Consider the following 11,882-nt stretch of genomic DNA (forward strand, 5'->3'; position numbering starts at 1 on the left):
TTTGAAATTTATACTAGGTCTGACCGGTGGTATTGGTAGCGGCAAGTCTGCTGCCAGTCAATGGTTTGAACAGCATGGCATTGTGGTTGTTGATGCTGATGTTGTGGCTCGCGAGATTGTCGAAGTCGGTCAGCCAGCACTGCTAGAAATTCAGCAAGCTTTTGGTGACTGGGTATTACAGGAAGATGGTACCTTAAACCGTCGTGCTTTACGCGAACATATTTTCCAATCCAATGATGCCCGTAGAATCTTAGAAAGCATTACTCATCCCGCAATTCGCCAATCGATTATTCAGCAATTACAGAATGCACAAAGTCCTTATGTGATTCTGGTGTCTCCCCTGCTGTTTGAAACCAATCAGCATGAACTGACTGACCATACCCTACTGATTGATGCTTCGATTGAATTGCAGATCCAGCGTGCTTCACAGCGTGATGGTCAAAATATTGAGCAGATTCATCGCATCATTGCTGCCCAAATGCCGCGTGAACAAAAACAGCAACTGGCTGATGATATCGTCTTAAATGATGGTCATCTGGAACACTTATATGCCCATCTACAGCCTCTACATGAACAGTATTTGCAAAGAGCTCTGAACTAATAAAAAAGCAGTCATCAAGACTGCTTTTTTTGTTCTTCAAGCTTGATAGTCAAACTGTCCTGATGCTGCAGCCAGCGCCATGGCTGCAAAGCACCTATCGCCATCCCGACCAAACCACAGACCATCGCCAGACTCAGCGTTTCATTCAACAATGGCACTGCCAGGATAGCAGCAATAAACGGCGCCAGATTGGTAATACTGCCTGCCTTAAATGCGCCAAGCCGCTTAATCGCTTCCACATAGGTTAAGGTTGCAATGATGACCACAAACACCCCATGAAAAAGCGTTTGAAACAGTAAATGTTGTGGCTCAGGCACTGTTAAATGTTTAGGTAAAAACAGTAGATAAATCGGTACATAAACAACAGCAGACCAAATTGCCACACCACACATGGCTTGCCAGGCAGACAGTTGGTATTTACGTAATAAGACCGTAAATATTCCCCATAAAATCGCACTGATGAAAAACAGGACATCGCCTGACCCAAATGCTACACCTGTTTCCTGATACATCAGCACACTCATCAGACACAGCACTCCGATCATAATGATCAGACTGATCCAGGTATGTTTATCAAAGCCCTGATTCATCAGAAAGTAAGCCATCACCGCGGTACACAACGGTATACAGCCATTCAAAAAAATGGCGGCATGGGCAGTCGGTGCGTAATGAAATGCGCTATAAGCAAACAGGCAATACACCACACCACCGATCATGGCCAGGATAAAAGATTCTTTTTTCAGTAAAAAAGAAGCCTCTTTACGATAGAGTAAAATCGGCATAAGAATCAGAAAAGCCAGAGAGAAGCGTAGTGCGACGATATCCCAGGCACTGATCTGCCAGATTGCATTCAGGCGAGCTGTTAAGGTAAAACCGCCCCAGATACACATGGTAGTTAAAAGAAAAAAATAACCCTGTGCACGCGTAGATAATCTCATCAGTGCTTAAGCTTTACGCTGACGGCAAGCTTCATACAAAGCCATACCCGTTGCCACACTTACATTTAAACTTTGCAAGTTGCCTGCCATAGGAATATAAACCGTTTGATCACACTGGCTTTGAGTAATAGGACGCAGGCCGGTATCTTCTGCACCCATTACTACACAAACACCAGTACCAGTAAAATCAAATTGCTGAATTGGTAATGCTTTCTCATCCAGCATAGTCCCCACAACACGGACATTAAAGTCTTCTTTGATTTGACCTAAAGTACGCGCCAGATTGGTGACCTGAATAAATTTAACTTTTTCGGCACCACCCGCTGCGACTTTACGAGCAGTCGGTGTCAAACTTGCAGAACGGTCACGTGGTACAATCACCGCCATAACACCCATGGCTGCTGCCGTACGGATACAGGCACCCAGATTATGCGGATCGGTGACCTGATCAAGTGCCAATAAAAGTGCTTGCGAATCTTGCTTTAAAAGCTCTTCTAAATCTTTTTCATTTAAAGTCGGATGTGGACGTACTGCTGCCACTACCCCTTGGTGGAACGGCAAACCTGCCAGTTTTTCCAGTTTGTCACGACTGGCTTGTTGCACACTAATCCCAAACGGCTCAGCGAGTTCCAGTACACGCTTTAAGCGCTGATCATCACGGCCTTTTAGAGTAAACAGCGTCAGGACGCGTTCAGGCTCAAGCTCCAGTAATGACTCAACTGAATGTACGCCATAAAAATACTCAGGTTTAGCCATGAACGACCTCTAAATTAATTTGGGAAATATGCTGCATAAAGAAAAATCCTGCAAAGCCAGCTTCACAGGATTCCTGTATAAATTAAGTTTAACCGATTCGGCAGAAAATTTCCTGATCAGCTTCAGTCCGGTTAGTGAGATGAGATAATGAAATCAGCCTTCAAAATGACAAACGTAATCTAATACATCATCAGTTTCGATTTTAAAACGGCTATTGCCTGGCACATAGAAAGACTGACCAGCACGGAACAGTTCGCTTTCTTCGCTATCCGCAATTTGCACACGGCACTCACCAGAAATGATTTCCATACGCTCAGGCACATGTGTTTCAAATGTAAGTGGGGTTTCAGTCGGTAGAATGACTCCCAGGGTTTTCTTGGTACCATCTTCAAACTGAACCACATGGCTGATGCACAGACCGCCAAAATATACATTTGATTTCTTAAGTACTGAAACATGGTCAAACTGAGCTGACATCCGTTTATCTCCAGAGCACAGGTTTTATAATATTGGAATGGCTGTAGTTTAAATGTGCATTCCTAACTAATCAATCGGAGTTTGCCTACCTCGCTTAAAATTTTCTGTATATATTTTGCACATATATTTAGTAGGAAAATATATAAAACCAAGTGATTTAAAGGGCCGTGAGAAATTCTGAGACTCAGAATCAAATTTATCTAAAATCGCTGGACTCTATGAAGTAATCACTTCTGCAGGAAGATTAACCTGCTTTAGTCGTGCATACTGACAATACTACAAAATCTGCTTGTATCATTGACTACAATATAAGATAGAATCAAAGGGTTTCATCCTGATTTATAATGACATACATGATCTGATCCATTTCAGATCCTGCTTGATTTCAATCAAACTTTTCGCAGCTTGGATGCGTGTATGCTGACACATTTAACTCTGATCAACTTTGCCTTAGCTGACCACCTGGCCATTGATATTCATCAAGGTTTTAACGTGCTCACCGGTGAGACCGGTGCTGGTAAGTCTTTACTGCTGGATGCCCTCTCGGCCTGTCTGGGTGAACGCACCGATACCAACTACGTACGCTATGGTTCAGAAAAGGCGGATGTGACAGCAACCTTCAGCTATCAGGACCATAGTCCAGAAGCACTTTGGCTAAAAGAGCATGAATTGGATGATGAGTCGGGTGAAATCCATTTACGTCGGGTAATTTTTGCTACAGGTCGTAGTAAGGCCTGGATCAATGGTCGTCCAAGCAGTCTGTCTGAATTGAAAGAAATTGGCCGTTTACTGGTACAACTGTATAGCCAGCATAGCCAGCAGCAGCTACTGGAGCCGCCTTACCCGAAACACTGGTTGGACCGTTACTATAATTTCTATGAGCCTGCCCAGGCAGTTCGCGATGCATACAGTACCTGGCATAAAAATATCCGCCAGCATCAGGCTGCGCTGGATGCCCAAGCCACTCGTAAACAGCGCATGGAAACACTGGAACTGCAGCTCGAAGAACTTGAAGATGTAGTACAGATTGATTATCAGGAAATTGAACAGGAATTTGATCGTCTCTCCCATCATGAAGCGATCATGCAGGACTGTATCTATAGTCTAAATGGCTTAGATGAAGCGGAACAGAATATTAATCAGGAGCTTTCCTCTATCCTGCGTCGTGTAGAATCGCATGCTGGTCGCAGTGAGCAGCTGTCTGAAATCTACACTTCTTTGCTCAATGCGCAGAGTGAAATTGAAGATGCGACTGCAAACCTGCGTCATTTTATGGATCGTCAAAGTTTTGATCCTGAACGTATGGAAGAGCTGAATTCACAGCTTGAAGTGTTTCACCGTCTAGCACGTAAATATCGTAGCCAACCCGAATTATTGAAAGAAGAATATGAGGCTTGGCAGGCTGAACTGGAACAATTGCATCAACTCGAAGATCCAGAAACACTGGCTGAACAAGTTGAACTGTCTTATCAAGAGTTTCTGACCAAAGCCCAGCATCTGGATGAGATTCGCCGTGAAGCGTCTGGTCCATTGGCGAAACAACTGACAGAACAGGTGAAGCAGCTCGCCCTGCCAGAAGCCTATTTTGAATTTAAATTTGAACCACTCGATGAACCAAATAGTGAAGGCCTGAGCTTTATTCAGCTGCTATTTACTGCCAATAAAGGTATTCCGGCACAGCCGCTAGCACGTGTGGCATCCGGTGGTGAACTATCCCGTATCGCGCTGGTGATGCAAGTGATGAATGCTGAAAAAACGGAAGCCGAAGTTCTGGTCTTTGATGAGATTGATGTCGGCATCAGTGGAGGTACGGCAGAAATTGTGGGACGTCTGTTGGCCGATCTCGCGCAGCATGTACAAATTCTGTGTATCACCCATCAGGCACAGGTTGCAGCACAGTCCGATCAACATCTGCTGGTGAAGAAACAGCAAACCGATCCAGCCAGCAGCACGATTCTCGATCTGGAAGAAGATGAACGCATTCAGGAACTTGCACGAATGACGGGTGGCGTGGAAATTAATGAAACGACATTACAACATGCACGTCAGTTACGTCAGCTTAAGTTTCAGCATGTTTAAAAATATTACAATGCTCACAAAAAACTATTGGTGAATTGGCAAAGCTCTAGTAACTTAAAGCTGAAGATCACAGGATTTCTTTACCAAGAAATTGATTTTAAGGAGAAGCTTTTCGGTGAACAAACAATATCTGACACATCGTTGTCTGATTGCTCCACCAGAAATGCGTGACGATTTTTTTGCCAACACGGTCATTTATCTCGCACGACATGACGAAGATGGAGCGCAAGGCATCATTATCAATCGACCTGCAGGAATTCAGATCAAAGAATTATTAAACGATCTTGAAATCGAAGCAGATAATGTCAATCCTCATGAAGTGTTGCAAGGTGGCCCATTGCGACCTGAAGCCGGTTTTGTGCTGCATACTGGTCAACCTACCTGGCATTCTTCAATTGCCGTCGGTGAAAATGTCTGTATTACCACGTCTAAGGACATTTTAGATGCCATCGCCCATAACCAAGGTGTCGGACGCTATCAGATTGCACTTGGCTATGCCAGCTGGGGTAAAGGCCAGCTGGAAAAAGAAATCGCCAAAGGTAACTGGCTGATCTGTGAATCTGATATGGATTTAATTTTTAATTTACCTTATGACGACCGTTGGGATGCTGCCTATAAAAAGATGGGCGTGGACCGAAACTGGTTATCTTCTGAGATTGGACATGCCTGATGTAAACGCACCACAGATGATTATGGCGTTTGACTTTGGTACACAAAAAATGGGCATGGCGGTTGGACAATCCCTGATTGAAAGTGCCAATCCCCTTGCCTTGTTCCCGATGAAAGATGGAATCCCAAACTGGGATACATTATTGAAAATCGTCAAGCAATATCAACCGACTTTATTTTTAGTCGGCCTACCGCTGAATATGGATGATACTGAATCCGAACTTTCTGCGCGTGCACGCAAATTTGCCCGCCGTTTACGTCATCAAACCAATATTGAAACCTTGATGGTCGATGAACGTCTCACTACACGTGAAGCGAGAGATGAATTAGAAAGCTATCAGACTCAAGGCCGAGCTAAAAAGTTAGCGGCTGACAGTATTGCAGCGGCGCTGTTTATTGAAAGCTGGTATCGATATCCGGTCGGAGTGAATCCTTAAAATAAAAAAGCATCCAGATGGATGCTTTTTTTAATGCGTAAGTGAAGTAAGAAATCTTAAATAAATCCCCATATCATCTTGCTCCCTCTATATTCCTAATTTTCAGGATAAAAATAGCGGAAGGTCAGGTTGATTCGTGGCGTGATGACTTTGGTGGTCTTGCTAATTTGATGCTTCCAATAGTGTTGAGTTTGCCCACGCATCACGATCAATTGTCCACTTTGTAGCAGCAGCTCAACCAGATCACCGGTTTGATTATGCTTAAAACGCATTTTACGGGTAGCACCAAAACTTAAAGAAGCAATGACGGTTTCATGCCGTTTTGAAATTAAACTGGCTTCATTATCACTATGCCAGCCCATGCCCTGCTGACCATGTTCATACAGGTTGGCCAGACAGGAATTAAAAGGATGACCTACCTGCTGTTCAATATGCTGCTTTAATCTTAGTAGTGCTGGCTGCCAGATATGGGCTTTCTTCAAACGACCCGAATAATGGTATTGGTAATTTGCATCACCATACCAGGCAATTTTCCGGGCAGTGACATGGTGCTTACCAAACAGGAAAACCTCATCCTGCTCCCAAGCCAAATACTGCAAAAAATAGTCCAGATATTTCTGGCTTTGTTCAGCATTTAAAATCAAGCCGTGGTCTTCTACCACCCCATCAAAGTGCAATAAATTAGCTTGAGGCTGGGGTGAAAATAAATCCAGGGTCATGTCAGTTTCATTCTCTCTAGAGCTTTTATCCTGTCAGCTTCAATATCTGCATACAACTAAAATTGCACAAATCAATACAAATCAGTTCCTTGTGAATCCTCTTTTAGAGGCATAGACTTGTTTTAACTTTCACAATAAAAATAATGCTGTATGGATCTTTGGCAACTCTTTCACAAGCTGCGTCCCTTTGTCCGTCCTTACCGGCTGCTGGTGATTGCAACCCTGATACTGACCCTGATCGGTTCCTTTACCGCTCAGGTCAACGCGATCACTTTGCAATATGCAGTCGACAGTATCAATAACCTGCTTGAAGCAGGTGAAGGACTGAGTGAGGGCTGGCATATCCTGATCACGATTTCCATCATCTTGCTGACGAAAGAAGTGATTAATGCTTTTGTGCAGTTTGGGCAAAAATTCTATGGAGAAAAGTTACGAATTTTTGTGTCTCAGGATCTGGCGCAAGGCATTATTGAAAAGTTTCTGACCTACCGATTGGCTTTTTTTAATCAGGACAATAATCAGGCCGGCAAATTACAGACTCGTATTGACCGAGGCATTGGCTCGCTGACACGTCTAGTGCAAATCTTCTTTATTGATATTCTGCCTCTGTTTACCAGCGCGATTGTAGCTTTAGGCCTGATGTACTATGCCAATATTTATGTAGGCATGGTCGCCACGGCAATCGTACCGATCTATTTCTGGCTGACCTATAAACAGGCACAGAAACTTGGAGGCTGGCGGAGAAATCTGCGTGATGGCCGTGAAAAAAAGAGCCAAGGAATTTTAGGGATCATCAATTCGATTACGGTGATCAAGTCCTTTAACCGTGAGTCTATTGAATCTGAAAAGCAGCTTAGTTTACAGCGAGAGTTGACTGATAACCAGATGAAAACCCGTCAAACCAGTTTTCTGTTTGATGGGCTGAAAACCTTTATTGAGCAGATTGGTATTGTCCTCATTATTATCCTGACCGCTTATTTCGTGCTTGCTGGACAGATGAGCATCGGCATGATCATGTATCATGTGCTGCTGTTTAATAATGTCTCGGCACCGATCCGTTCTCTGCACCGGATTTATGATGAAGTCAATGATGCCATGATCTATTCCGAAAGTTTCTTTAATATTCTGGAAGCAGATCATGAAATTGAATCCAGTGGACAGCAGAAGCCACCAGTTCAGGGCAAATTTGAGCTGAGCCATGTCGACTTCTATTATCCAAATGGGCACCATGCGCTGAAAGACATCAGTATGGAAATCCGCCCCAACAAAATCACTGCCCTGGTCGGTTTATCTGGTGCAGGTAAATCTACGTTGATTAGCTTGCTGGACAAATTTTATGAACCGCAGCAAGGCAAGATCACCTTGGATGGTATCGATCTGCAGGAATATGAGACCGAATATTTACGTGATCATATTGGCTTGGTTCTACAGAAAAATCATATCTTCCAGGGCACAATTTTTGACAATATCCGTTATGGCAAGACCACGGCAAGTATGGAAGAGGTCATTGAAGCTGCGCAGAAGGCCTCGATTCATGAACAGATCTTACAGTTGCCAAATGGTTATGATTCCGATGCTTTGCAGCTTTCTGGAGGTCAGCAGCAGCGCATTGCCTTGGCACGCATGTTCCTGAAAAATCCGCCGATTATTTTTCTGGATGAACCAACTGCCAGCCTGGATGCCATCGCTGCTGAACAGATCAAGCAGAGTCTGGATCAGATCAAGCAAGGTCGTACCGTAATTATTATCTCGCATAGCCTGTCACAGATTATTGATGCGGATTACACCTACGTGATGAAAGAAGGGGCGATAGCTGAACATGGCGAGCATGATCAGCTTTATCATCAGGACGGCGTGTATAAGGAAAGCTTTGATGCGATGGCGAAGAGCCTTAATATTGAAAAGATTGCCAAGACTTTTGAGGAAGATGCAGAAGAGGAAACGCATAGTTAAGCAGTTATTATCAGAAGAAATTAACTATTATCATAGCTATAAATACCTTTAAATCAGCCCCTCATAGTTCTGAAATAAACTACTTTTGAAGCATCAAAAGTAGTAAAACTGCTCTGTTTTTCTATGCTATATCCCTACGGCATAGAAAACAGTCGGGATCATATACTTCAAAATCAGAAATACGATTTTTGTGAATGAATGCTTTACTCATTGCTTAATTACTTCCAGATGGGAAAAGAATTCAGCCCATTATGAAAACTCACAGTTTAATAACCATCTATCCAATAGAGCCTGCTTGATTTTAGTTATATTCCACCAGCCAGGCATTCATCTCAGCCAGTTGCTGTTCATTGAGTTGCCCGACTGAAGCCTGCAACTGTAGAACATGAATCAAATAATCATATTTGGCATTCAGATAATCAGTTTTAGCAGAAAAGGCATTACGCTGTGCTAACAGCACATCCACCATGGCCTTAAGGCCTTCCTGATATTGTGCCCGAGATGCTTGAGAAACAATTTCTGCTGATTCCATTGCCGCCTTACGGGCATTCAGCTTGGCTTCATCTGTTTCTACCTGCAGATAGGACTGTTTTACATCAGTATTGGCTTTACGCATCGCAGCATCCAGCTGGGCATCGCTACGCTGCACTAGTACTCCTGCCTTTTGAATATTCTTGCTGGTACGGCCACCGCTAAACAGATTCCAGTTCACCTCCACCCCGACCTGATCAAAGTCTCCATTGGAAGATAAAACAGTTTCTGGTGTCTGTTTCAGATAACCATAGGTTGCCACTGCCTCAACTTGCGGATAGCGCGCCGCTTCTTCGACACGTTTGGCATCTTCGGAATAACGTTTTTGCAGACGGGCCTGTAGAATCTCCAGGTTCTGGCTTTGCGCCAGTTCGGTCCAGGACTGGATATTAGCGGGCAATGGTTTCTGGAACTGGAAATCATTGCGTAGTACTGCCAGATTATCCTGATAAGGACCAATTAGCTGCGCCAGTTGTTCCTGTGCCAATACTAGCTGGACTTGTGTGGCGATTCGGTTGGCCTGTGCACTCTGGTATTGGGCATTGGCTTCGCTGACATCACTGCGTGCAACCAGACCTTCTTTGAGTTTGGCATTCATCATGCGCAACTGTTCAGCCAGTGCCTGTTCTTCCTGCAGATAGGCACCGGTCAGGGATTGCTGACGCAATACATTAAAATAAGCTTCTGCCACCTGCAGAATATGCTGTTGTTTCTGCAAGCGTAAATTGACTTCACTCAATTCTACTGAGGTTTTGACCTGCTTATAGCCCTGCCAGGCATCCCAGCGAAATAGAGGTTGGCGGGCAGTCAAAGCAATCTGTCGGGTGGTCGTACTCGAACCCTGTAATTCCCCAAATTCCGCAGGCAAGCCTTGTGTTCCAGAATTATCAGTCGACTGGTTTTTACGCGTGACATTTCCCGACAGGCTTACAGTTGGAAGTAAATTGCCGCTGGCAATGCCAAGATTCAGCTGGTCGGCTTCATATTGCAGCACATTGGCCTGCCAGTTCGGATCATTCTGTTTGGCACGTTCATAAGCCTCAACCAAGTCCAGTGCCCATACGGCAGAACTTGAACACAATAGGCTGGCACTAAGGATGAATTTTATCTTCATTTATAATGTGAATCCCTAACTGCTGCATCGTCATACATAACAAAATATAGCCAAATGCTTGAATCTTAAAGTGATACAAATATTACTTGTATATTCCTGAACTTACGTATGATTTTTATTAATTTTTTTAATTCAGATTAGTGAATTTATCCTATATTGATTCACATTTTTGAATCGATGACAACAGCTTAACAAACAGCTTCACAATACTAAACAGTCTATTGGCACGAGATGTATACAATAAGCTCATTCCTAGCTGTTATTCATTATTTAGATCAGAGCATCGAGTCATAGTGTCTACACGTTTTTCCTCAATTTTAGTTGCCAGCTGCCTTGCCCTATTGCTGTTGCTGATGCTTGCCTGTCAGCAGCCCAAACAGCCGCAGCTCAAAATTGAGGCTGCTGAAACCAGCGCCAAGAAAAACACTGCACCTCAGGATTTCAGCCTGATGTGCCAGAATATCGAAAAACAGATGGCTGAAATTGATGACCAGCGTACGACTTTTGCGCTTGAGCAGATCAATCAGAATCTTAAAGTTTGTCTACCACTGTTAGATTATCAACAGCAAAAAAATCTGATGCTTCATTCCAATGCCATGTATAACCGTTTCCTGAAGGTTGAAAGAACACCGACCCAGCAACGTGCATTTGAACAATATGCACTGGAAATGGCGCAACACCCCACCATTCAGCAAAGTCATTTTGTTGAACTGACGGCACGTGACCAGTACCTGCTTAAACATAAGGGACAAGCGTATGTCGAAGTCGTAGAACAAGGGCAACAGCAACTGACGTATCGTCGTAGTCCTGAATATCTGGCTCGTATCTTTGCACCTTATCTTCCCGCAGCGGAACGCGCTTTTATTGAAACCCTGTCTCAGCAGAATCTTGGACCAATATTCACGCAACAACGCTTAATGATTGAGCCTGCTGAAATTGCTGCGCGCATTCTGGACTGGGAAGCTTACCTCAAGCGTTTTCCGCAAAGCCCTTACCAAAAGGATGCTGAATATCTGCTACAGCAATATACCTACTTCCTGTTTCATGGCATAAATAGTGCCCCGATTTCCCATGATTACCGGGATCGTTATGCCGTGGATCATAGTCATCTGGAAACCATAATTGGCCTGTCTAAAGGAAATGAAGGTGGCATCACCTCCAAGGCACAGCGCTTTCTACAGTTTCTGGATATGGATGAGGAGCAGCGCAGACAGGTGCTGAACAGCGAATATCAGAAGCATTCAGCTTGGGAACAGATTGCGCATTATGCGGACATTCAGATGCCAGACAAAGACTATAAAAAAGACTGTTTCAGGGATGCCATCTGTTTATAACTGTCTTGTCTGCCTGAAATATTTATTGCATTTTTCTGCTAGAAAGTAGTGGATCACGTCTACTTTTCACCCCCTAACTATTATATGATCGCCTTAGCTTGACGGAGCGCGAGTAATCACTCGCTGAGATCACCAAAATAGCCTTTTAGAGTGCAATTTGATGGTGAGTACCGTTGAACCTGATCAGGTTAAGACCTGCGTAGGAATCAAGCCTCTAAAAACTTAAAGCCCTCTTTCTATCTATAAGATAGATCCGCCCGCGTTTTTGGTCGTG

General features: G+C 43.9%; 11 protein-coding genes and 1 riboswitch. Of the genes, 6 read left to right on the top strand and 5 right to left on the bottom strand.

The annotated features are described in order from the left end of the window. The first annotated feature begins 1 nt into the window (after position 1). A complete protein-coding gene (gene coaE / locus IHE35_RS13460) occupies positions 2 to 601 on the top strand; it encodes a dephospho-CoA kinase (protein ID WP_242788079.1) in 600 nt (199 codons plus the stop codon). A 14-nt stretch (positions 602 to 615) separates the two neighbouring features. Here coaE and IHE35_RS13465 read toward each other — a convergent pair whose 3' ends face one another. From IHE35_RS13465 to IHE35_RS13475, 3 genes are all read right to left on the bottom strand, one after another. Next, positions 616 to 1,539 (bottom strand): DMT family transporter, encoded by a 924-nt coding sequence (locus IHE35_RS13465; RefSeq protein ID WP_242788081.1) that lies wholly within the window; start codon positions 1,537 to 1,539, stop codon positions 616 to 618. A gap of 6 nt (positions 1,540 to 1,545) precedes the next feature. Beyond that, the gene (rlmB, locus tag IHE35_RS13470; protein WP_242788083.1) at positions 1,546 to 2,295 is read right to left on the bottom strand and encodes a 23S rRNA (guanosine(2251)-2'-O)-methyltransferase RlmB; all 750 of its coding nucleotides are present in this window, start codon (positions 2,293 to 2,295) and stop codon (positions 1,546 to 1,548) included. A 153-nt stretch (positions 2,296 to 2,448) separates the two neighbouring features. Beyond that, complete coding sequence (locus tag IHE35_RS13475) at positions 2,449 to 2,772, bottom strand: pyrimidine/purine nucleoside phosphorylase (RefSeq protein ID WP_004810087.1); 324 nt, start codon at positions 2,770 to 2,772, stop codon at positions 2,449 to 2,451. A 417-nt stretch (positions 2,773 to 3,189) separates the two neighbouring features. Between IHE35_RS13475 and recN the strand changes: the two genes are divergently transcribed. The 3 genes from recN to ruvX all read left to right on the top strand — a co-directional run bounded on the left by recN (position 3,190) and on the right by ruvX (position 5,957). Further along, positions 3,190 to 4,851: a DNA repair protein RecN gene (gene recN / locus IHE35_RS13480; protein ID WP_242788084.1), complete on the top strand. Its 1,662-nt coding sequence runs from the start codon at positions 3,190 to 3,192 to the stop codon at positions 4,849 to 4,851. 115 nt (positions 4,852 to 4,966) lie between these two features. Further along, positions 4,967 to 5,521, top strand: a complete 555-nt coding sequence (locus tag IHE35_RS13485) for a YqgE/AlgH family protein (protein WP_242788085.1) — start codon at positions 4,967 to 4,969, stop codon at positions 5,519 to 5,521. After that, positions 5,514 to 5,957: a Holliday junction resolvase RuvX gene (gene ruvX, locus IHE35_RS13490; RefSeq protein ID WP_242788086.1), complete on the top strand. Its 444-nt coding sequence runs from the start codon at positions 5,514 to 5,516 to the stop codon at positions 5,955 to 5,957. Before IHE35_RS13485 ends, ruvX begins: the two co-directional genes overlap by 8 nt. A 95-nt stretch (positions 5,958 to 6,052) precedes the next feature. Here the strand turns inward: ruvX and IHE35_RS13495 are convergent, their stop codons facing one another. Further along, positions 6,053 to 6,676 carry an alpha-ketoglutarate-dependent dioxygenase AlkB gene (locus IHE35_RS13495; RefSeq protein WP_242788087.1) on the bottom strand — a complete coding sequence of 208 codons (624 nt, stop codon included), beginning with the start codon at positions 6,674 to 6,676 and terminating at the stop codon, positions 6,053 to 6,055. A 150-nt stretch (positions 6,677 to 6,826) separates the two neighbouring features. On the opposite strand from IHE35_RS13495, the gene IHE35_RS13500 reads away from it, so the two are divergent. Next, positions 6,827 to 8,629, top strand: coding sequence for an ABC transporter ATP-binding protein (locus tag IHE35_RS13500; RefSeq protein ID WP_242788088.1), 1,803 nt, complete (start codon positions 6,827 to 6,829; stop codon positions 8,627 to 8,629). Between the two features lie 301 nt (positions 8,630 to 8,930). On the opposite strand, the gene IHE35_RS13505 is transcribed toward IHE35_RS13500, so the two are convergent. After that, positions 8,931 to 10,274, bottom strand: coding sequence for a TolC family outer membrane protein (locus tag IHE35_RS13505; RefSeq protein ID WP_242788089.1), 1,344 nt, complete (start codon positions 10,272 to 10,274; stop codon positions 8,931 to 8,933). 293 nt (positions 10,275 to 10,567) lie between these two features. Between IHE35_RS13505 and IHE35_RS13510 the strand changes: the two genes are divergently transcribed. Further along, complete coding sequence (locus IHE35_RS13510) at positions 10,568 to 11,608, top strand: hypothetical protein (RefSeq protein WP_242788090.1); 1,041 nt, start codon at positions 10,568 to 10,570, stop codon at positions 11,606 to 11,608. Positions 11,609 to 11,700: 92 nt separating this feature from the next. Then, positions 11,701 to 11,831: riboswitch (TPP riboswitch) on the top strand. The last annotated feature ends 51 nt before the right edge of the window (positions 11,832 to 11,882 follow it).

This window comes from Acinetobacter sp. ASP199, assembly GCF_022700675.1.
Taxonomy (GTDB): Bacteria; Pseudomonadota; Gammaproteobacteria; order Pseudomonadales; family Moraxellaceae; genus Acinetobacter.

Coding starts and splice junctions, on each gene's coding strand:
- IHE35_RS13465 (WP_242788081.1), bottom strand. CDS start 1,539: ATGAGATTATCTACGCGTGCACAGGGTTATTTTTTTCTTTTAACTACC.
- rlmB (WP_242788083.1), bottom strand. CDS start 2,295: ATGGCTAAACCTGAGTATTTTTATGGCGTACATTCAGTTGAGTCATTA.
- IHE35_RS13475 (WP_004810087.1), bottom strand. CDS start 2,772: ATGTCAGCTCAGTTTGACCATGTTTCAGTACTTAAGAAATCAAATGTA.
- recN (WP_242788084.1), top strand. CDS start 3,190: ATGCTGACACATTTAACTCTGATCAACTTTGCCTTAGCTGACCACCTG.
- ruvX (WP_242788086.1), top strand. CDS start 5,514: ATGCCTGATGTAAACGCACCACAGATGATTATGGCGTTTGACTTTGGT.
- IHE35_RS13495 (WP_242788087.1), bottom strand. CDS start 6,676: ATGACCCTGGATTTATTTTCACCCCAGCCTCAAGCTAATTTATTGCAC.
- IHE35_RS13500 (WP_242788088.1), top strand. CDS start 6,827: ATGGATCTTTGGCAACTCTTTCACAAGCTGCGTCCCTTTGTCCGTCCT.
- IHE35_RS13505 (WP_242788089.1), bottom strand. CDS start 10,274: ATGAAGATAAAATTCATCCTTAGTGCCAGCCTATTGTGTTCAAGTTCT.